16 protein-coding genes are annotated in these 20,595 nt (G+C 32.6%); 9 read left to right on the top strand and 7 right to left on the bottom strand.

Annotated features, from left to right (window positions below):
- Positions 1–50 precede the first annotated feature (50 nt).
- The 3 genes from mglC to CaldiYA01_RS00500 form a co-directional block, all read right to left on the bottom strand.
- The gene (gene mglC, locus CaldiYA01_RS00510) at positions 51–1,064 is read right to left on the bottom strand and encodes a galactose/methyl galactoside ABC transporter permease MglC (protein WP_207180268.1); all 1,014 of its coding nucleotides are present in this window, start codon (positions 1,062–1,064) and stop codon (positions 51–53) included.
- Positions 1,065–1,090: 26 nt separating this feature from the next.
- A complete protein-coding gene (locus tag CaldiYA01_RS00505) occupies positions 1,091–2,608 on the bottom strand; it encodes a sugar ABC transporter ATP-binding protein (RefSeq protein ID WP_207180266.1) in 1,518 nt (505 codons plus the stop codon).
- A gap of 119 nt (positions 2,609–2,727) precedes the next feature.
- Positions 2,728–3,795: a galactose ABC transporter substrate-binding protein gene (locus CaldiYA01_RS00500; protein WP_207180265.1), complete on the bottom strand. Its 1,068-nt coding sequence runs from the start codon at positions 3,793–3,795 to the stop codon at positions 2,728–2,730.
- Between the two features lie 231 nt (positions 3,796–4,026).
- On the opposite strand from CaldiYA01_RS00500, the gene CaldiYA01_RS00495 reads away from it, so the two are divergent.
- Genes CaldiYA01_RS00495 through CaldiYA01_RS00480 form a run of 4 tightly spaced genes read left to right on the top strand, consistent with a single transcriptional unit; the run spans position 4,027 to position 9,079 of the window.
- The gene (locus CaldiYA01_RS00495) at positions 4,027–4,992 is read left to right on the top strand and encodes a substrate-binding domain-containing protein (RefSeq protein ID WP_207180263.1); all 966 of its coding nucleotides are present in this window, start codon (positions 4,027–4,029) and stop codon (positions 4,990–4,992) included.
- Positions 4,993–5,006: 14 nt separating this feature from the next.
- Positions 5,007–6,467: a sensor histidine kinase gene (locus tag CaldiYA01_RS00490; RefSeq protein ID WP_238480559.1), complete on the top strand. Its 1,461-nt coding sequence runs from the start codon at positions 5,007–5,009 to the stop codon at positions 6,465–6,467.
- 16 nt (positions 6,468–6,483) lie between these two features.
- On the top strand, positions 6,484–8,019 hold the full coding sequence (locus CaldiYA01_RS00485) for a response regulator transcription factor (RefSeq protein ID WP_207180260.1): 1,536 nt from the start codon (positions 6,484–6,486) through the stop codon (positions 8,017–8,019).
- Positions 8,020–8,035: 16 nt separating this feature from the next.
- A complete protein-coding gene (locus CaldiYA01_RS00480) occupies positions 8,036–9,079 on the top strand; it encodes a sugar ABC transporter substrate-binding protein (RefSeq protein WP_207180258.1) in 1,044 nt (347 codons plus the stop codon).
- A gap of 70 nt (positions 9,080–9,149) precedes the next feature.
- Here CaldiYA01_RS00480 and CaldiYA01_RS00475 read toward each other — a convergent pair whose 3' ends face one another.
- The 4 genes from CaldiYA01_RS00475 to xylF all read right to left on the bottom strand — a co-directional run bounded on the left by CaldiYA01_RS00475 (position 9,150) and on the right by xylF (position 15,234).
- On the bottom strand, positions 9,150–11,273 hold the full coding sequence (locus tag CaldiYA01_RS00475) for a methyl-accepting chemotaxis protein (protein ID WP_207180256.1): 2,124 nt from the start codon (positions 11,271–11,273) through the stop codon (positions 9,150–9,152).
- Positions 11,274–11,430: 157 nt separating this feature from the next.
- Positions 11,431–12,552, bottom strand: coding sequence for a sugar ABC transporter permease (locus CaldiYA01_RS00470; RefSeq protein ID WP_207180254.1), 1,122 nt, complete (start codon positions 12,550–12,552; stop codon positions 11,431–11,433).
- Between the two features lie 3 nt (positions 12,553–12,555).
- The gene (locus CaldiYA01_RS00465; RefSeq protein WP_207180252.1) at positions 12,556–14,073 is read right to left on the bottom strand and encodes a xylose ABC transporter ATP-binding protein; all 1,518 of its coding nucleotides are present in this window, start codon (positions 14,071–14,073) and stop codon (positions 12,556–12,558) included.
- Between the two features lie 105 nt (positions 14,074–14,178).
- Positions 14,179–15,234, bottom strand: coding sequence for a D-xylose ABC transporter substrate-binding protein (gene xylF, locus CaldiYA01_RS00460; protein ID WP_207180250.1), 1,056 nt, complete (start codon positions 15,232–15,234; stop codon positions 14,179–14,181).
- A gap of 212 nt (positions 15,235–15,446) precedes the next feature.
- On the opposite strand from xylF, the gene CaldiYA01_RS00455 reads away from it, so the two are divergent.
- From CaldiYA01_RS00455 to CaldiYA01_RS00440, 5 genes are read left to right on the top strand one after another with little or no spacing between them, the layout of a single operon-like run.
- A complete protein-coding gene (locus CaldiYA01_RS00455; RefSeq protein ID WP_207180248.1) occupies positions 15,447–16,421 on the top strand; it encodes a sugar ABC transporter substrate-binding protein in 975 nt (324 codons plus the stop codon).
- A gap of 11 nt (positions 16,422–16,432) precedes the next feature.
- Positions 16,433–16,870 carry a CHASE3 domain-containing protein gene (locus CaldiYA01_RS12205; protein WP_238480558.1) on the top strand — a complete coding sequence of 146 codons (438 nt, stop codon included), beginning with the start codon at positions 16,433–16,435 and terminating at the stop codon, positions 16,868–16,870.
- 44 nt (positions 16,871–16,914) lie between these two features.
- On the top strand, positions 16,915–17,919 hold the full coding sequence (locus tag CaldiYA01_RS00450) for a sensor histidine kinase (protein ID WP_238480557.1): 1,005 nt from the start codon (positions 16,915–16,917) through the stop codon (positions 17,917–17,919).
- The gene (locus CaldiYA01_RS00445; RefSeq protein ID WP_207180246.1) at positions 17,916–19,475 is read left to right on the top strand and encodes a helix-turn-helix domain-containing protein; all 1,560 of its coding nucleotides are present in this window, start codon (positions 17,916–17,918) and stop codon (positions 19,473–19,475) included. Before CaldiYA01_RS00450 ends, CaldiYA01_RS00445 begins: the two co-directional genes overlap by 4 nt.
- Before the next feature lie 21 nt (positions 19,476–19,496).
- The gene (locus tag CaldiYA01_RS00440) at positions 19,497–20,585 is read left to right on the top strand and encodes a sugar ABC transporter substrate-binding protein (protein ID WP_207180244.1); all 1,089 of its coding nucleotides are present in this window, start codon (positions 19,497–19,499) and stop codon (positions 20,583–20,585) included.
- The last annotated feature ends 10 nt before the right edge of the window (positions 20,586–20,595 follow it).

The raw sequence follows: 20,595 nt of genomic DNA, 5'->3' as shown, positions 1-20,595 counted from the left end.
GCATTTTGGCAAGTGCAAGATTAAAAGGTTAAAAAAGGCAAACATTGATGCTATCTTTTTGCTAAATACTTCCTTATATCAAGAGCAACTGCAACACCAATAATAAGACCCTTTATAATAAGTTGCCAGTATGGGTCAACTCCAATGAATGTAAGACCATAATTTATAACCCCAAAAATCAAAACGCCGGCAAGCACACCTGGAACAGTTCCAATTCCGCCAGTTGTTGAAACACCACCAACAACACAAGCTGCAATAGCGTCAAGCTCATACATATTACCGTAGTTATTTGTTGCGCCACCTGTTCTTGCTGCCTCTAAAACACCTGCTAAGCCATATAAAAGCCCTGCAAATGCATACACAAAAATCAAAACTTTAGAAACATTTATACCAGAAACTCGTGCTGCATTTACATTTCCACCAACCGCATAGATGCTCTTACCAAGCGCTGTTTTGTTCAACAATACCCAAACTACCAAAGCAACTATTAGAGCAATTATTAAAATATATGGAATTGAATACTCACCTGAAATTCCAATATAACCTGTTCCTAAGTTTGTAAAATCAGATCTCAGTCCACCTATTGGCTGTGAATTGTTAGGTGGCATGTTAAAATACAAAGAGTTAGCACCATAGATAATAACCATTGAACCTAATGTTGCTATAAATGGTGGTAAATTTAAACGAGAGATTGCAACACCGTTAACAATGCCGAATAATAATGTTATAGCCATAGCTATCAAAATTGGAACAATAAGTGGAAGTTGAGGAAGTTCAGGAAAGAATCTTCTTGCATAGTCAGCAGTTTGGAGCATTGAAGCAGAAACAACTGCCGCAAGACCGACAGCTCTTCCAGCTGACAAATCAACCCCACCAGTAATCAAAACAAGGCTCATGCCAAGCGCAATAATTGCTCTTGTTGATGACTGCAAAAGTATGTCTCTGAAACATCTCCATGAAAGAAAATCTGGACTGATAAATGCTATTACTATTATCAAGACAAGTAAAATAAAATAGATTGCGTTTTGAGATAATATCTGTCTTGCTCTCTTTGCAAACGACATCTTAAAAATGACCTCCTTAAAAAATTTTATGCTGAAAATCTGGTTGCAAGTTTCATAATCTCTTCTTCTGTTGCCTCATTTCTTTCCAAAATACCTGAGACTCTTCCTTCACACATCACAAGAATTCTGTCAGACATTCCTAAAAGTTCTGGCATCTCTGATGATATCATGATAATACTCTTTCCCTCTGTTGCAAGCTGATTTATAAGGTTATAAATCTCAAACTTTGCACCAACATCAATTCCCCGTGTTGGTTCATCCAAAAGTAGTATTTCGGGCTCTGTCAAGAGCCAGCGAGCAATCAATACCTTCTGCTGGTTACCTCCTGATAGATTCTTTATCTGAGCTTTGTAGGACGGTGTTTTTATTCTCAATATACCTATAAAGTTTTGTGTATCGAGAAGCCTTTTTTTGTCATTCAAAAGTCCAAAACCATTTAAATATTTCCTTATGCTTGCCAAAGTGGTATTTTCTAATATATTTAATTCTGGAATAATTCCAGTTAATTTTCTATCTTCTGTGAGCAATGCAATTTTATTTTTAATAGCATCCTGAGGATTTCTTATAATAACTTCTTTACCTTTGATAAAAATTTTTCCTTCTTTAACACTTCTCAATCCAAAAATAGCCTCTATTAGTTCTGTTCTTTGAGCCCCCACAAGACCTCCAATTCCTAAAATCTCACCTTTTCTCAGCTCAAATGATACATTTTTAAATGATTTTGGATCAACAGAGGTCAAATTTTCAACCTTCAAGATAACCTCAGATGGTTTATTTGTTTTTTGTGGGAATCTATCTGACATCTGTCTTCCAACCATGTTTGCAATCATCATATCGGGAGTAAGCTCTGATATTGGCCATGAACCTACAACCTTGCCATCTCTCATTATTGTCACTTCGTCAGCTATTTTAAATATTTCTTCAAGCTTGTGAGATATATAAATTATTGAAACGCCCTTCGCTTTCAAATCTCTTATTATTCTAAATAAATGTTCAACCTCATTTTCTGTCAAAGAAGAAGTTGGCTCATCCATGACAATTACCTTTGAATTGTAAGAGACAGCTTTTGCAATTTCGATAAGCTGAACTTTTGATACTGAAAGATGCCCAACAATAGATTTAGGGTCAACATCAATCTCAAGTCTTTGTAAAAGTTCTTTAGTAGCCTCATACATTCTTTTGTGATTGACAAACTTCAAAGGTCCAAAATTAATACGAGGAAATCTACCAAGCCATATATTCTCCATTACATTGCGCTGGTTTACTGGTTGAAGTTCTTGATGAATCATCGAAATCCCAAGCTTTATTGCATCAATTGGACTGTTAATATGAACATGCTGACCGTCTAAAATAATCTCACCACTGTCAGGTTTATAAATTCCAAACAAGCATTTCATTAAAGTTGACTTCCCAGCCCCATTTTCGCCCAAAAGCGCATGAACAGTGCCTTTTTTAATTTTCAATGTAACATTGTCAAGTGCTTTAACACCTGGAAACTCTTTTGTAATCCCATTCATCTCTAAGATATATTCGGTTTTTGGCATGACAAATACACCTCTTGTTCATTTTTTCCCTGTCAAAACTAAATTTAAAATTACCGCCACCTTGTCATTTTAAAGATATTGTAAAAGACAAGGTGGCACTTTAATATTATATTTTTTTACTATTCATTTACATATTTTTTCATTTCTTCTAAATTATCTTTTGTAACTTTTTGATATGGTACCCAGATATATTTTCCATCTGTTATTTCAAACCCAACATTTTCCTTTGTTGGTTTTTCACCTTTTGCAAGAACATACGCTAAATTAAATGTAGCTTTTCCTTGAGCTTTTGCATCGTTCAAAACAGTTCCCAAAAGAGTCCCTTCTTCAAGAGCCTGAAGACCTGGAGTTGTTGCATCAACACCAACAACCGGCATGTATTTGCCATCTTTAAAATATCCCGCTGCCTTTAATGCTTCAATTGCTCCAAGTGCCATATCGTCGTTATTGCAAAAAACTGCCTCAATTTTATCACCAAATGATGCTAAGAAAGCTTGCATCTTTTCTTGTCCTTTTACTCTGTCCCACATTGCTGTGTCTTGTGCAAGACATTTTACCCTGATTCCTGCTGCTTCAACTGCTTTTATAGAATATTCAGTTCTCAGAATCGCATCCTGATGGCCAGGCTCACCAGTAATCATTACATACTGCATAATTCCATCATGATTTTTATCAGCTTCGGGGTGTGACTTCCAGTATTCTGCCATAATTTCCCCCTGCAGAGTTCCTGATTGTTCAGCTTTGGCACCAACATAATAGACCTTGTCCCATTTTTTCATATCTTCTGGCAGTGGTTCTCTGTTGAAAAACACAACAGGTATATTTGCTTGTTTAGCTTTATCAATTAAAACCCCTGCCGCTGTTCTGTCAACAGGATTTATTGCAAGAGCGTCAACCTTTTTTGTTATAAATAAGTCAATTTTGTCATTTTGAGTTGACTGAGAGTTCTGGCAATCAACAAAATCAAGCTTTGCTTTGCCTTCACCTTCTTTTGCAATTGCATTCCTAACACCCGTCATGAACGTGTCGTCAAACTTGTAGATTGCAACACCAATATAGGGTTTGTTCTCTTCTGATGTTCCACTTGAACTGTTATTTGTGTTCTTTTTGCCACAACCGACAAGCACAAGAGAAAGAATCAAAACCATTGATACTAAAACCACCCATAATTTCTTTTTGTTAAACATTTACCAAAACCTCCTTATGTTATTTAGTTTTTATATAAATTTTGATTACATAATCAAATTTAAACTAAAATTAATAGCAAATCACTAAATTTTTTTGTCAACTTTTTAAGCTTTTGAACAAATGAAATAAAAAATTTACTGCAATTTTTTGTGGTCAATTTTTTGCTGTATATTGGAGTTTTACTTGATAACTTCAGATGATAAAATAGTTTTAAAGGAGTGTGTAAAAAAATGTCCTCAACAAAAAATTTCATATTAAAGTACTTAATAATTACAGTTTCTCTTTTACTTCTGCTCATTTTAGTGTGGCTATCAGCAAGTGATTTTTTGATCATTCGCAAAATGGGCAATTTAAATAACTTTTCGCAAAATAATTATATAAACTGCGCAGTTATATTGCCTAAAAATGAAATGTATTGGAAAGAATTTTTAGGTGAGTTTGAACAGTTTGCTCAGGCACAGAAGGTATTATCAGAAACTATCTTCTATGAATCTGAACAAGAGGAAGTTTTTGGCCTAAAACTGGCTCTTTTTTCAAAGTTTGATTTTGTCATACTTTGTGATTTATTTCACAGCAGTGAAATTAAATCTTTAATCGACCAGCTCAAACTGCAAAAAATTAGAGTGATATCTATTCTTAACAGCAACCTTAAAGATTTTTTTGACACAACACTGGGTTTTGACTATTTTCAAAAAGGCAGACTTGTTGCAAGTAACATTGAAATTATAGCAAAACAAAAAAAATTATATAGACTCAAAATTGCAGTAATAACAAATACAATCAATAAAAGTTTATCAGGCAATAGTGAAGTTGAAGGCATAAAAAGTTATTTAAAAGAAAAAGGAATAGAATTTTCTGTTGATTTATTTTCAATTGAATATGGTAATGCTGAGTCAGAAAAACTTTTAAATAACATAATTACAGCTCAGCAGTACAATTGTTATTACACAACTGAAGAGCTTGAGACTTTTGCTTTTATTGATAGTTTTGTCAAATCTCCAAAAGATTCAAATTTTATCTTTATCGGAGCAGGAGATGACTCACGACTCTTAAGATACAGAGATGAGGGACTTATTGACAAGCTTGTTATGCCAAATTACGATGAACTTGCTATCAGGTCTATTTTAATTATGAAAGACTTTGAAAAATTGGCTTTTAAAGGTCAATTTATACCTATGTCCATAATCGTTAAATAGGTTGGGTGATGAAAATGATATTATCATTTAAGACATACAAGGGAAAACTTATATTTTTTATTCTAACCTTCATCCTTACAACAATCGCAATAAACCTGTTAATTCAGCTCAATGTTAATTTTCTTCACAACTACTTTGATAAGACTTATCATAACATTGAAAGTATAAATACTATAACAAATAACTTTGGAACAATTAGCAGAAGTATTCAATCTTATGTTATTTCCGGAGATTCTGATTCAATCTTAAACGTCTATGACAGTTTAAATTCTATATCTTATGAATTAAACCAGCTTACTTGCCAGAGCGAAGATGAAATTGTTTATAAAAGAAGTATTACTAACATATATAAAACAATAAACGATAACATTGACATGGTTATACTTTATAAAAAACAAGGAAAAGATTACACAAAGAAGCTTTCAGACACAATAGAAAGTTTGGATTATGCAAATTATTTTTTACAGAAATTTACTCAAAGTAAAATTAATCATAGCGTTGAATATTATAACAATTTAAAAAGCTCTATTCGAAAGATTACAAACACAAACTATGTAGTAATAGCATTATGGTTTATACTTTCAATAATAATTAGCCTTCTTTTCACAAAAGAGCTAACAGATCCAATATCAAGACTTGCAAAGTACTCAAACAAAGTAGCAAAAGGAGAATTAAATTTTTCAATCCCAAAAGTTGATTCTACAGATGAATTAGGAATTTTAAATAATTCTTTTAGTGAAATGCTTGAAAACATTAAAGATATGTTGAAAAAACTTGAAGATAAGGCTGAACTTGAGAAAGAACTTGCAAAAAAGGAAATAGAAATGGTAAAGTATCAACAAGCATTGCAAGAGGCAGAACTAAAATCGCTCCAAGCTCAGATAAATCCACATTTTTTGTTTAATACATTAAATACACTTGCTCAAATGGCAATGTTGGAAAATGCGGATAAAACTTATGATATGCTTATAAAAACTTCTAATTATCTTAGATACTGTGTTCAAAACATAAATAAGCTTGTAACCCTGAGTGAAGAGGTTGAAAATGTGAAGAATTATATATTCATTCATAATGTAAGATTTAGAAACAAAATTAATCTTGAAATTGATATTGAGAAAGAGATTGAAAATGCAAAAATACCAAGCATGATACTTCAGCCTATAGTTGAAAATTCTATTGTACATGGGTTTGCAAAAAAGAGAGAAGGAACAATAAAAATAGTTGCTAAAAAATATTACACCAGCTATGTGAAAATTCAAATTATAGACAATGGCAGCGGTATAGACCCTGAGGTTTTGGCAGATATCACTAAAAAGTCATTTGTTTCTAGGACTTCTACAGGTATCGGTATTGAAAACATCACAAAAAGGCTTGAGTTTTTCTTTGGAATAAAAGAACCTATTTTTATTGAGTCAAAGAAGGACATTGGAACAACCGTAACAATTACTATTCCCTATATAAATCAATTATCATAAAGAGGAGCTGAAAAAAATGAAAAAGATTCTCATATGTGATGATGAGTCTACCGTAATTGAATCAATTTCGCATATTTTAAAAAAGAATTTTTCAGAACAGATGAATATCGACGAAGCTTATGATGGAGAAGAAGCGCTGCAAAAGCTGATGTTTGAAAATTATCATGTAGTTTTTATAGACATACAAATGCCTGATATGAGCGGAATAGAAGTAATGGAGGAAATCCGAAAAGTAAAAAAAGATCCTTTTCCTCTTTTTATTATTATCTCAGCTCATGACAAATTTGAATATGCAAGAAAATCTGTCGAGCTTGGCGCTTTTTCTTATATACTAAAGCCCTACTTGGTATCAGACATTGTAAACATTACAAAAAAAGCTTTTGAAGAAATTGACAACATTTTGTCTAAGCAAAAAGAAGAAATGGAGAGGAAAAGAAAAATTAAAGCTATGCAATCTCTAATAGAAAATGGGTTTTTATTTTTCATTTTGAACAACAAACTATTTTCAGATTTTAACCTAAGGCAATTAGAACAGTTCCTTGATATTCAAAACATTCAATATGGTATTGTAGCAATTTTGAAGGTAGAGCAAGAAAATTCGTTAAATAATATAGACATATTAAGTGAACTCAAAACTGAAATCAAATCAGCTTTCTCAAACAAATGCATTGTATCTTTTTTATCTCCAAGCTCTCTTTTGTGTATATTTTCAGCTGAAAGTGAGACTTACAAAGAAGTGTTAAAAGATAAACTAAAAAAGATAATCAAATCTAAAACAGATTCCGAAATACAGATAGGTCTGAGTAACTTATGTAATCTTTATGATGACTTTGAAGAAGCATTTTTAGAAAGTTACAGTAATATAATTCATGAAGATAATGAAGAAACCACAGACTTATATGTAGAACTTGAAATAATGGAAAAAAGATTGTTAAATTCACTTTTAAAAACTACTAACATTATTCAAAAACAACAACAAATTTCAGAGCTTGTAAAAAAATATACTTTGGCATATGGAATTAACCAAGCGCGATTCAAGATAATTTTGTTTGTCATCCAGTTATTAATTGAAATTAACATTAAAGAAAACGCAAAAGTTATATATTCAATGGAAAAATTTTTAAAAGATGTTATTTCAATTGATAATGAAGTAGAGATAATCCAAAAAACATTTGAAATAATCCAAATAATTACTAGCGAAGCAGCTATACAAAAGAAAACATATAATTCAAGTAGTATAGTTTCACAGGCTCTTGAATACATTAAAAACAATTTTAAAAGGAATATCTCTTTAGAAGAGATGAGCCAAGTATTAAATATTAGCCCTTATTACTTTAGTAAAATCTTCAAAAAATCAGTTGGTATAAACTTTAAAGAGTACCTAATAAAACTGAAAATAGAGCATGCACAAAAGCTTTTGACAGAAACAAATATGCCAATAAAAGAAATAGCATACGAAATTGGATTTGATGACCCAAATTATTTTATCAAGGCATTTAAAAAATACACTGGTTTGACGCCTGCTTCAGTCAGAAATAATAGAAATAAATAAAGGTGAGGAAACAGTTATGAAAAAGATACTAAATTTTAAATTAATCATAATTACATTAGCTATTGTATTGACATTTATTATCATTTTTTTGTTTGCTTATATTCACTTTTTAAAAAAGAACAACATCAATCGTCAGATTAAAATTGGATTTGCAATGAGTACTTTAAAAGAAGAAAGATGGTTTTTTGACAGAAAATATCTAATTAGTGCATCTAAAGAGAAAGGTTTTGAAGTAGAGTGGACTAATGCAAACGAAAACGATATGACCCAATACCAACAAGTTAAATATCTTATTTCAAAAGGTATAAACTTGCTTATTATAGTTCCCAGCAGCTATGATTCTGCAAAAAATGCAATTGAACTTGCAAACCAGAAAAAAATTCCCGTTATATGTTATGACCGAATAGCTTTAGACGCAAATATAGATGCTTACGTAGGATTTAACAATCAAAATATTGGCGAAATTATGGCAAAATACTTACTGCAACAATCACCTTCTGGCAATTATGTTTTTATTCTAGGAAATCCAAAGGATTATAATACCTATCAAATAAAAGAAGGATATAGAAAAATCTTGAGTCCATATGTAAACTCAGGTAAAATCAATATTCTTCTTGAAGACTATTGTTACAAATGGAAAAAAGAGTATGCTTATGAATATGTAGCAAAACTTCTTCAGTCAGGAAAGCGTATTGATGCAATTTTGGCACAAAACGACTCGTTAGCAGAAGGAGCCATTTCTGCTTTAGCAGAAAAAAAGCTTGCAGGAAAAATTCCGGTTGTAGGGCAGGATGCTGAGCTTAGCGCTTGTAGAAGGATTGTAAATGGATATCAGCTCATGACAGTATACAAACCAATCAAAAAGCTATCTAATCTTGCAATAGAAATTGCTGAAAAGATTATTAAAAAAGATAAATTACCTTATACTAAGAATTTTGTTAATAATGGGTATAAAATGGTTCCGGCATATTTAGTTGAGCCTGTTGCTGTTACAAAAAATAACATAAATCTTATTATCAAAGATAACTATCATTCATATGAAGAGATATTTGGAAAATAAAAACATTCCATAAAATCTGTACATAAATAAGAGCAGGCACTGTTTTAAGAGTATATGCCTGCTCTACTATTCAAACCCTAAACACCTGCATTGCCTGATACAAGTCTTGGGCTAAAATATTCAGCCTTTCAATCATGGATTTTAGCTCTTCAATTGCAGCTAATTGCTCTTCAGTTGATGCTGAAACTTCTTGTGTTGATGCTGCAGTCTCTTGTGATATGGCTGAAATATTTTCTACACTTTCAATTATTGTTGTCTTCTCATTGTCTATTGATAAGACTAACTTATTTATATTTTCTATTTTTTCGAATAATTCTTCAACTGCAAATTTTATTTTACCAAACGCACCTGTGACAGTATCAACTGCTGTATTCTGTCTATTTATTACAACTCCCACTTTGTCTGCTATTTCCTGTGCTTCTTTTGTTTGATTTATTATTTTCTTTATTATCTTATCAACCTCGCGTGTTGATTCTTTTGACATATCAGCAAGTTTGCGAATTTCGCTCGCAACAACTGCAAATCCTCTTCCTGCCTCACCAGCCTTTGCTGCCTCTATTGATGCATTAAGTGCAAGTAGTTTTGTCTGCTCAGATATGCTACCAAGAAGATTAATTATTTTCCCAATTGATTTTGAATAGTCGGTCAATTGATTTATTGTTCTTATCATTGAATCTGTAATACTTACAGTGTCTTCAGTTACTTTATCTAAACTTTTTACTGCTTCAAAACCATCTTCTGAAAGTTTAAATACATCTTTTGAAAGTTTATTTATTTGTTCTATTGAATAAACAATAGATTCTATTTTCTGACCAAACTGTGATACTATTTCAGAAACATTTGTAGCTTCTTTTGCCTGATTGCCTGCACCCTCAGCGATTTCTTGAATTGCTCGTGCTATTTCGTTTGAAGCAGCCGATGTTTCACTTGCTATTGTTGTCAGAGATGCTATTGAGGATGTTACCTGCTGTGTCAAATTTATACCCTTTTCTATAAGCTTTTTAATGTTCTTGGTCATATTGTTAAAGCTTCTTGAAAGACTTCCTACCTCATCACTGCGCCTTATATTAATGGTATTTGTTAAGTCGCCTTTTTCAGCTATTGCCATAACATTGGTTATTTTTTCAATATCCTTTACTATTTTTAGAGCAAAGATTATGCCAAACACAATAGCAATTAATGTAAATATAACTGTAAGTAAGATAATTACACCTTCCATACTGCGCGCATTTTTTACTATTGCACTGACAGGTATCATACCTACTACAGTCCAGTCAAAATACTGAGTCTTTGAAAAAGTTATAAGGTATGGTTTTTGTTGATAAATTACCTCAAAAGCCCCTTCTTTCTTGCCAGTTTTAACCTGAGATAAAATCTTTTGAATAAATTTTTCATCTGGTCTTATATTCCTATTCATTTTCTCCTGCCAATCCAGTGGAAGTAATATTTTCCCATCAGATAATAGACCTATTGTCAATACGCCTTGCTTTGAGAGTTCTGTAGATTGAAGCTTTTCTCTTAACCACTCTTCCTTTATATCCAAAAGCATTACACCTTTTATCTGGTTAGTTTTTAAATCTCTGAACTGAAAGCCAATTGAACATGCATAAGCAGGAATCTGACTGTTGTTATTTTCAGCAACCTCATCAAAGTTTTCTCTGTGAGAAGAAAGTAAAACATATCCTGCCGAGTTCATAATTGCTTTGTACCATTTTGAATTTGTTATTTTATTGATGTCAAGGTAATTCAAAGGCAAAGGCGGAAACATTAATGAAGATTGTTTATTAGTTAATATGTACGCACCAGAGAATATTTCAGATGTAACTACAAGATTTGCAATAATATTTTTTGCATCCTGTGCTATTTTTGCTTTTTCATTTTTGTCCTTTAGATTTTGGCTTTCCCCTGTGCAAAAAGATTGTATATTGTCATTTGACATTACCTGAATTGCAGCGTTTTTGGCTGTTTCAAATAGGACTTGAAAATACTGTGCTGTTGAATTTGTAGCAATCAAATACGACTTTTTGCTTTCGTTTATTACTGAATTTACCGCTTTTGACACAGAAAAAATATCAATAATTGTTATCGGAACCAGTAATAAAACCAATATAAAAATACTAAGTTTCTGAGCAAGACTCCCCTTTTTGAATATCTTTTTTAAAGAGTTTACACCAAGTCTTCCCCATAATTTCATAAACAGCCACCTTTCTTAATATTACTACAGATTATAAACTTCAAACTTTTGGGCACTAAAAGCTTAAAAGGCCATAGCTTTCAAACGTTTTAAATATTTCTCTTATGTAACATAAAATACTAGTTTGAAGCTATGGCCCTCTGGAAAAATTAAAATTTTAAGCTTTCTTTCTTGACATAATATCAAGCCATACAGCAAATACAAGCACAAGACCTTTTACAATCAGCTGGTATGAATATTCCAAATTTAAAAGGCTCATACCATTGTCAATGCTTGCCATAATCAAAGCACCTATGATTGCACCAGGAATTGTTCCTTCACCACCAAGTGTGCTTGTTCCACCAAGGATTGCTGCTGCAATTGCATCAAGTTCCATATTTGTTCCAGCACCAGATGTTGCAGCGTCAAGTCTTGATGTTAACACAATTCCTGCCAGCGCCGATAAAAATCCCATGAGAATAAAGATCTTCATTGTAACATTTTTGATATTTATACCTGAAAGACTTGCTGCTTCTTTGTTTCCACCTATTGCATACACATATTTGCCAAATGTCGTGTTCTGAGAAACAAATGTTAAAAGTATTGTGAATATAACAAGTATCAGCACAGGAATAGAAATTCCTTCATAGCTTATCATGACACCTGTAAATGCGCAAATGAGTGCAATTACAACTGCTGCCTTTGCTATCTCAAGTCCTATTGGCAGAACTTCTAAGTTGTACTTTTTCCTTCTATTTCTTTGGCTAATTGTTAAAAGCAAATATCCAACAATTAAAACAGCACCAAACGCAATGCTCAAAGCTTTGTTCAAATATCCCTGCCCAATAAATGTAAAGCTTTCCTTAAAGGGAGAGATTGTGATACCCTTGCTTGCTAAAAGCACGCCGCCTCTGAAAATGAGCATTCCTGCAAGTGTAACAATAAATGCCGGAACACCTCTGTATGCAACCCAGTATCCTTGCCAAATACCAATAAGAACACCAATTATCAAAACGGCAATTACGGTTGATGGTGTTGACCAGCCATGCCAAACCTGCAAAACACCTGCAATAGCACCAGTAAATCCAACAACAGAGCCAACCGACAGGTCAATATGCCCTGCAACAATTACAAATACCATGCCAATTGCAACAAGTGCTGTAATTGCCATCTGTCTTGCAAGCATAGATAGATTTCGTGGTGTTAAAAAATTGCCTTCAGTAAGTATTGTAAATATGGTCCAGATAAGGAGTATTGCAATTATGAGAGTGTAAGTTCGTAAGTTTTTCTTCCAATTCATACTCTATCTTCCTCCTGTTGCTAAAGTCATAATCTTTTCTTGAGTTGCCTCATCGGCCATGAGCTGACCTGCAATTTTGCCCTTTTGCATAACAAGTATTCTATCTGACATACCCAAAATCTCAGGAAGTTCTGACGAAATCATGACTATTCCAACGCCTTGGTCAACAAACTGGTTCATAAGGTTATAAATTTCATATTTTGCACCAACGTCAATACCTCTTGTCGGCTCATCCAAAATCAAAATCTTTGGATTTGCCAGAAGCCATTTAGCAATGATAACCTTTTGCTGGTTACCACCGCTCAAATTCATAACCTGCTGGAAAGGTGAAGCTATTTTAATTCTGAGCTTGCCAACATAATCTAAAGCTGTGCTGAGCGACTTTGGAATATTTATGATACCTGCACTTGCAAATTTCTGATAGTTTGGAAGTAATATGTTGTCTTTTATATCCATCATGAGCACAAGCCCATATCGTTTTCTATCTTCTGAAAGATAGCATATCCCGTGTTCTATTGCTTCTCTGGGGTTATTTATACTTATTTTCTTTCCTTCAAGCCAGATTTCTCCTTCTTTTCTTCCTGGATATGCACCAAATATACTCATAAAAAGCTCAGTTCTACCAGCTCCCATAAGTCCTGAAATACCTAAAATTTCTCCTTCTTTTATCTCAAAGCTTACATTATCAATAATTTTCTTTTCTGGATTGTCTTTGTCATAGACAGAGAAGTTTCTAACTTCCATAATTGTTCTTTTTGCTTTGTGCGGTACTTTTGGATACCTCTGTGTAAGCTCTCGCCCAACCATTCTTTTTATTATCTCATCTTCTGTGAGATTTGATATTGGGTCTGTTGAGATTGTTTTACCATCTCTTAAAACTGTTACTGTGTCTGCTATTTCAAATATCTCTTCAAGCCTGTGAGAGATATATATGCAAGTAACCCCGTGGTTTTTGAGGTCTTTTAAAATTCTGAAAAGCTGCCTTGTTTCACTCTCAGTTAATGCTGCAGTTGGCTCATCAAGTATCAAAATTTTACTATTTTTAGAAATAGCTTTTGCAATTTCAACCATCTGCTGCTGGCCTATTCCTAAATTTTCTACTTTTTCATAAACATCTATTTCAATGTTTAGTTTTTCGAAAAGTTTTTTAGAATCAGCATATACCTTATTCCAGTTTATAATCCCGTTTACCACAGGTTCTCTGCCAAGAAAGATGTTCTCGCCAACAGTCATGCCTTTAACAAGTGTTAGCTCCTGATAAATTATTGCAACGCCGGCATGTTCGCTATCTTTTATATTTCTAAAATGTTGTTTTTTACCTTCAATAAAAATATCTCCGCTGTATGTGCCATATGGATACACACCGCTTAAAATCTTCATCAAAGTAGATTTTCCTGCACCATTTTCGCCAACAAGAGCGTGAATCTCCCCTTTTTTAACCTTAAAAGTTACATCGTCAAGTGCTTTGACGCCTGGAAATTCTTTTGTTATGTGTACCATCTCAAGAATATATTCGCTCATCTTTAAATACCACCTTCACCCCTTCAAAATTAAATTCTGAGAAGGGGGAAAAGCCCACCCCTTCCCAGAAATTAAAGTCAAACTTTTCAATAAAAAACTTCAAAATTACTTCTTGCCATAAACCTGTTCCTTGGTAAACCAACCGCTCTGGATAAGTACCTTGTCAATGTTAGACTTATCAACCGCAATAGGTGTCAAAAGCACTGATGGAACATTAATCTTTCCATTATAAACCTTACCATTCACGTCTTTGAGCTGTGAAACTTTTTTGCCTTTTGCAAGCTCAACTGCAACTTCTGCCGCTTTTTTAGCTAAAAGTCTTACATCTTTGAACACTGTCATTGTCTGTGTACCTTCAACAATTCTCTTTACAGCTGCAAGGTCTGCATCCTGACCTGTTACAACAACCTTGCCAGCAAGACCCTGTGCTTTGAGAGCCTGAATGATTCCACCAGCTGTTCCATCGTTTGGCGCCAAGATTCCTTGAACGTTGTTCTTTGCTGCAGTAAGAGCATTCTCACAAAGTCTCAAAGCCTCTTCTGGTTTCCAGTCTTTTACTGGCTGGTCAAAGAGAACTTTTACTTTGCCACTCTTTACAAGAGGCTGGATGTACTTCATAGCTCCTTGGTAGAAGAGTGTTGCGTTGTTGTCTGTTGGAGCACCTCTGAATACAAAGTAGTTACCCTTTGGAACTTTTGATGTCAAATACTTACCCTGAAGTTCGCCAACCTTTATATTGTCAAATGAAACATAAAGGTCGACATTTGCATTCTTAATTAATCTGTCGTATGAAATTACTGGTATTTTAGCTTTGTGTGCTTCATCAATGATGGATGTGAAAACTTCTGCATTGTTTGGAACTATAACCAAAACATCTACACCCTGGCTAATTAAATTCTCACACTGTTCTTTTTGTTTCACATCATCCATATTGGCAGCTTGAACCAAAACTTTTGCACCAAGCTTTTGAGCTGCTTTTACAAACTCATCTCTGTCTTTGTGCCATCTTTCCTCCTGCAAAGTAGCCAAAGATAATCCAATTTTGATTTGCTTTTTAGAAGATTTTGCACTTGCATACTTTGGAATAACTGCAAAGCCAATACCAACTATGAATGCAACCGCGACAAAAATAGCAACAATTCTTAATAGTGACTTTTTCATTACAATTTAACCTCCCTCTTAAATTTTTTTGTTTGTTTTGCAATATCATTTTAACAATAAACATTTTCAAAAACACTATTATTTTTTGACGTGTTGGTGGAATTATTAAATTTACATTACAAAATGAATAGCATTTTTTTGATATCAAAAAATTACTATAGGGTGCCGTGTATCAAAAATGCTATAATGGTTGTTGAGGGAGGAAAACAAAGATGCGAAAAAGACTGCAAAATTTGAGCTTTAGATTGATAGCTTTTTTTAGTGCAATCATCTTTGTAGCTATTGCATTATATGACATTTATAATATAAGATTTATAAATATCACGGATAAAAAGACAAACTTTAAAAATTCAGTAAAGATAATGATGATACTACCTCAAAATCAGACATACTGGAACTGGTTTTTGGAAAAATATAAAGATACCTCCGAAAAGAAGGGAATTATAAGTGATATTGTATTTTATAACACCTCTGCAGAAGCATATAAATATTTGAAATTGGCAACTGTGACAAAACCAGATGCAATTGTTATGTGCAATATATACAATTCAAAAGAAATTGCTCAGATGTTGCCAATTATCAAAAGCAATAGTATTTTTATTGTATCCCTATTTAATGATATGCTCTTTAAATACGAAGATGTATTTGTAGGGATTGATTATTATTATAAAGGAAAGATAGCTGGAAAGATTATATACAAAGTTTTAAATGAAAAAAATAGCATTCCAAAAAACTTAAGAATAGCAATTGTCAATCCTTTTTATACAACAATTGGGGGGACACTTGAGGTAAAAGGCCTTACTGATTTTCTAAAATCTAAAGGTATAAAAGAAATTACTATAAAAAACTTTAACTTTGAATACCCTGCATTTCCATCTGAGGAGGTTGCAAGACAGCTCATTGTAGAAGACAAACTAAGATTCAATGTAATTTATATTGGAAGTGAGACAGACACTCTTACAATTGCTCAAAATATTATAACCTTTAATAAGCTTGACAAATTTATTGTAATTGGTGCTGGTACCAATGAAAAACTTCAAAAATATGTAAAAGAAAAGATAATCAATGGTATTATAAACGACAAAGGAGATTTAATCTCTCAAAAGCTTTGCGAGGCAATACTTAGCTGGAAAAAGTTTGGTCATGCATCTTCTTATATTTCAACAAATTTTAACGTTATTGAATAAAGGTGATTAAAATGAAGTTTTTTTCTGTGCAGAGCAAGCTTCTTGCATTTTTCTTTATAATAATTTTGTCACTGCTTGCAATTGATATTTTAATTCAGTACAACAATAGTTACATTGTAAATCTGGTAAACGAAACATTTGAAACAATAAATACAATCAATACAACAAAAGAAGAAATATCTTTGCTAAATTCTAATCTTCAAAGATATCTAATTTCAGGAGACTCTGATTCTATGCTTTCTGTTTACGGCTCTCTAAATTCAATTGACGAACAACTAACAGCCCTTGAAAACAAAATTACAACAAAAGAAGAATACCTATACTATACAAATTTAATTACTATATTTGAGTATCTTAGTAAGTTAACTGAACGACTTGTAATTTTCAAAAAAGGAAATTACCGCTTTCTAAAACATATTCTGAATATGTTGATTTTTCAAAATTTTTAAATGTTTATCTTGAAAAATTTAGTGAACAGAAGATAAAATTTACAATGGAGATTCATCATAAAGCGCAAAAACAGCTAAATGACATAAGAAGAATTAATACACTGGTAATACTTGTATGGACATTATTTGCTTCTTTACTGAGCATAGTCTTCAGCAACACATTTACAACACCGATTATTAATCTTTCAAAGGTGGCAAACAAGATAGCCCATGGCAACTTAGAAGCTCAGCTCCCGCAATATTCTTCTAACGATGAGGTTGCAGTTTTGTACCAGTCTTTTTATAACATGATTTCAAACATAAAAGATATGGTTAAAAAGCTTGAAGAAAAAGCTGAAATTGAAAGAATGTATGCCCAACAAAAGATTGAAGCGATAAAGTACAGACAGGCACTGCAAGAAGCAGAGCTGAAGAACCTGCAAGCTCAGATAAACCCTCACTTTTTGTTCAATACTTTAAACACTATTCTTCAGATAGCCATGTTTGAAAATGCAAAGCAGACATATGAGATTTTGCTTAGAACCTCAAATTATTTAAGATATGTTGTTCACAATATAAACAGGATTGTAAAGCTTGAAGATGAAATAGAAAATGTAAATAATTACATGTATATATATCGCATGAGATTTGGTAATAAGATAACTGTTGAAATCAATGTTGAAGATGACACAAAGCTTTTACTTATGCCATGCATGATACTTCAGCCACTTGTTGAAAATGCTATTGTTCATGGATTCAAAGAAAAAGAAAGCGGACTTATAAAAATTATGGCACACAAGGTTAAAGAAAATGTAGAGATTGTTGTCTGGGACAATGGAAGTGGAATCGAAGAAGAAATACTTGAAGACTTGAAAAACTTTTCATTTGAAGACAATAAAACAACTGGAATAGGACTTAGTAACATTGCAAAACGTCTTTCGTACTTTTACGGTGTTGAAAGACCTCTTTATATAGAGTCAAATGTTGAAGGTGGAACAAAAGTGATAATAAAAGTGCCGTTTATAACAGATTATTCAAAGCTTCCAAAAAATGAGGTGAATACTTTATGACGTATAAAGTTTTAATTGCCGACGATGAAAAAATAGTTGTAGATTCTATTAAGTTTATACTCGAAAATAATCTGGATATAGATTTTGAAATTTCTACATTTACATCAGGTAGAGAAGCACTTGAAAACTTGCTTTTTTATTCTTACCATATAGCTTTTATAGACATTAAAATGCCAGACTTGGGCGGACTTGAACTTATAGAAGAGTACAGGAAAATGAGAAATTCAGATTTCCCAATTTTCATTATTGTTTCTGCATACGATAGGTTTGAGTTTGCCAAAAAAGCAATAAAGGAAAAGGCATTTGCATATATCCTAAAACCGTATTCAATAGAAGATATAATCTCAACCATACACTCTGCAATAGCCCAAGTAGATAGCATTTTGGCCAAAACAAAAGAAAGCATAGAAAAAAATGCACAGCTGATTGTAATGAGAAACTTGCTTGAAAATAGTTTTATACCTACTTTAATATTCAAAAATGCATTCGATATTGTTGATGTAAATCAATATGAAAAAATCTTTGGCACAAATCTCAAAAGCGGTTTTTTAATGGTTTTAACTCTCAAAGACAAAAATGATTTGGTCTCAAGCTTCAAAGAACTTGACAATATTCGAAAAGACATAAAAATCTCTTTTGAACACAAAGTTTTAACATCAATTGGCATGGGTGAGTATCTCATTTGTTTTTTCCCAGCTCAGTCGCAGAAAGAAGTAGAGGTTTTGCAAGAAAAAATTCAGGAAATTCTAAAACAAAAACCTTACTGGAATAGTATTAAAATTGGATTTAGTGACCTTTATTACTTAGAAGAAGGATACGAAAATGCATTCTGGGAGGCATACCATTTAACTCTTGACTTAGAGTTCCCAGAAGAAAATGAAGAAAATGAACATCTTCTGTTATTGACAGAAAATTTAGAAGCAAAACTGATTCATTCTTTCAACAACCCAACACAAATCCCTATGATAGAAAACTATATGACCCAGCTATGCAGATTGTACATTGAACTTTTTGGGGAAAATAACCTAAAATACAAGGTGATAAAACTTATTATAATGTTGTTGCTTGAAACTGGAATAGCAACCAGTGATGAGTCTATAGATGTAGAAAAATTAATTTCGCAAATACTTAATTCTTCTTATGAACAGATTATAGAAATATTTAAAAAAGCTGTACTGACACTTTTTAGCAAGGCAAAAAGCAAACATGAACAGATTATAAGCAACGATTCAATAAACAAAGCAATAGAGTTTATAAACCAAAACTACAGTAACGAAATTACACTTTCACAGATAAGTTCAACCTTTAACTTTAATCCATATTATTTCAGCAAATTGTTTAAAAAATACACAGGTGTAAGTTTCAAGACATACCTTACAAAGCTTAGAATTCAAAAAGCTTGTCAGCTTCTGAAAAATACATCAAAGAGTATAAAAGAAATATCATTTGCAGTTGGTTTTTCTGACCCAAACTATTTTATTAAGGCTTTTAAAAAGTTCACGGGGATGACACCCTCTGCTTTTAGAAACTCACCAGCAGATATAAATTCCATCTAATTTAAAAAGAGGGATGATGATATGAACCATATTTATAAAACTAAAAAGCCATCAAAAAGAAGTAAAGTAAAAATTTTTTGGGTGTTTTTTTTGCTGATTCTTGTTGTAGCAGGTATTATAATTTTAATTGCACATATCCCTGATATTTCTAAAAATGAGCAAAAATTTTTAAAACCATCAAAAGTGAGAATTGGCTTTGCAATGGGTACACTTAAGGAGGAAAGATGGTTCAAAGACAGAGACATCTTGATTGCAAAAGCACATGAAAGAGGATATGAAGTTGAATGGGTCAATGCAAATGAAAATGATATTGAACAAATAAATCAGGTTAAATATCTTTTGGGTAAGAACATAAACATTTTGATTATTGTTCCTAATAATTACGAAAAATGTAGCAGTGCAATAAATTTAGCGAAAAAGAAGGGGATAAAAGTTATAAGTTATGACAGACTTGTTAAAAACAGTGACATCGATGTATATGTTTCTTTTAACAATTACAAAGTAGGGGAGCTTATGGCAAAATGGCTTTTGAAAAAAGTTCCATATGGAAACTACGTCTTTTTACTTGGCGACCCCGGAGATTACAATGTTCAGATGATTAAGGAAGGCTATCACAAAGTATTGGATTTATTTATTCAGAAAAAGCAAATTAACAACATCTTAGAAAAATATTGTTATAATTGGAGAAAGGAGTATGCCTATAATTATGTTAACAACCTTTTAGAAGAGGGTAAAAGAATTGACGCGGTTTTAGCTTCGAATGATTCTCTTGCTGAAGGCGCTATTATGGCACTCTCTGAAAAGAGGCTTGCAGGCAGTGTACCTGTAACAGGCCAAGATGCAGACATCTCAGCATGTCAAAGAATTGTCAAGGGCACTCAGCTCATGACAGTATACAAACCCATCGACAAACTTGTTGACCTCACGCTTGATATAGTTGACAGGCTCATAAAAGGCAAACCTTTAAAACCTAACTACACTATTAACAATGGTTACAAAAATGTTCCCATTTTTTTTATTGACCCCATAGGTGTTGACAAAACTAATATCAACGATACTGTTATAAAAGATAATTTTCATACATGGGATGAGGTTTATATAACAAAGTAGCATGGTTTTT

Origin of the sequence: Caldicellulosiruptor diazotrophicus, assembly GCF_017347585.1 — a bacterium.
GTDB classification, from domain to species: domain Bacteria; phylum Bacillota; class Thermoanaerobacteria; order Caldicellulosiruptorales; family Caldicellulosiruptoraceae; genus Caldicellulosiruptor; species Caldicellulosiruptor diazotrophicus.
The sequence above is the reverse complement of the archived record's forward strand: the minus strand, read 5'-3'. Positions and strand labels throughout refer to the sequence as shown.

Bases quoted from the DNA above. Each gene is read 5' to 3' on its own strand.
- CaldiYA01_RS00445 (WP_207180246.1), top strand. From the start codon at position 17,916: ATGACGTATAAAGTTTTAATTGCCGACGATGAAAAAATAGTTGTAGAT.
- CaldiYA01_RS00450 (WP_238480557.1), top strand. From the start codon at position 16,915: ATGGAGATTCATCATAAAGCGCAAAAACAGCTAAATGACATAAGAAGA.
- CaldiYA01_RS00465 (WP_207180252.1), bottom strand. From the start codon at position 14,073: ATGAGCGAATATATTCTTGAGATGGTACACATAACAAAAGAATTTCCA.
- CaldiYA01_RS00475 (WP_207180256.1), bottom strand. From the start codon at position 11,273: ATGAAATTATGGGGAAGACTTGGTGTAAACTCTTTAAAAAAGATATTC.
- CaldiYA01_RS00440 (WP_207180244.1), top strand. From the start codon at position 19,497: ATGAACCATATTTATAAAACTAAAAAGCCATCAAAAAGAAGTAAAGTA.
- CaldiYA01_RS12205 (WP_238480558.1), top strand. From the start codon at position 16,433: ATGAAGTTTTTTTCTGTGCAGAGCAAGCTTCTTGCATTTTTCTTTATA.
- CaldiYA01_RS00495 (WP_207180263.1), top strand. From the start codon at position 4,027: ATGTCCTCAACAAAAAATTTCATATTAAAGTACTTAATAATTACAGTT.
- CaldiYA01_RS00500 (WP_207180265.1), bottom strand. From the start codon at position 3,795: ATGTTTAACAAAAAGAAATTATGGGTGGTTTTAGTATCAATGGTTTTG.
- CaldiYA01_RS00470 (WP_207180254.1), bottom strand. From the start codon at position 12,552: ATGAATTGGAAGAAAAACTTACGAACTTACACTCTCATAATTGCAATA.
- CaldiYA01_RS00490 (WP_238480559.1), top strand. From the start codon at position 5,007: ATGATATTATCATTTAAGACATACAAGGGAAAACTTATATTTTTTATT.
- CaldiYA01_RS00455 (WP_207180248.1), top strand. From the start codon at position 15,447: ATGCGAAAAAGACTGCAAAATTTGAGCTTTAGATTGATAGCTTTTTTT.
- CaldiYA01_RS00480 (WP_207180258.1), top strand. From the start codon at position 8,036: ATGAAAAAGATACTAAATTTTAAATTAATCATAATTACATTAGCTATT.
- CaldiYA01_RS00505 (WP_207180266.1), bottom strand. From the start codon at position 2,608: ATGCCAAAAACCGAATATATCTTAGAGATGAATGGGATTACAAAAGAG.
- mglC (WP_207180268.1), bottom strand. From the start codon at position 1,064: ATGTCGTTTGCAAAGAGAGCAAGACAGATATTATCTCAAAACGCAATC.
- CaldiYA01_RS00485 (WP_207180260.1), top strand. From the start codon at position 6,484: ATGAAAAAGATTCTCATATGTGATGATGAGTCTACCGTAATTGAATCA.
- xylF (WP_207180250.1), bottom strand. From the start codon at position 15,234: ATGAAAAAGTCACTATTAAGAATTGTTGCTATTTTTGTCGCGGTTGCA.